The sequence below is a fragment of the Streptomyces hilarionis genome (genome assembly GCF_024539675.1).
Lineage (GTDB): Bacteria > Actinomycetota > Actinomycetes > Streptomycetales > Streptomycetaceae > Streptomyces > Streptomyces hilarionis.
Genome location: NZ_JAHHIT010000848.1, coordinates 1 through 246, shown reverse-complemented (window position 1 = coordinate 246; position 246 = coordinate 1). Strand labels below are relative to the sequence as shown.

Here is a 246-nt window from a genome sequence, read left to right as displayed (position 1 = left end):
ATGTGCGTGTGATCATCACGACCAATTTCGATCGTCTGATGGAGAACGCGCTCCGCGATGTGGGGATAGAGCCAACCGTCGTGAGTTCAGCCGATGGTTTTGCCGGTGCTGAACCGCTAACCCACACCAATTGCTACATCCTCAAGCTTCACGGCGACTTCAAGGATGCTCGCATTCTCAACACAGATTTTGAGCTCAGCGAATATCCCCTGGTCTTCGATGGCTTGCTCGATAGAATTTTTGATG

The 246-nt window shown here is 51.2% G+C and carries 1 pseudogene; it reads left to right on the top strand.

The annotated features are described in order from the left end of the window. Positions 1–38: 38 nt before the first annotated feature. Positions 39–246, top strand: a pseudogene (locus tag KMS84_RS44800) (SIR2 family protein); the annotation flags it as partial.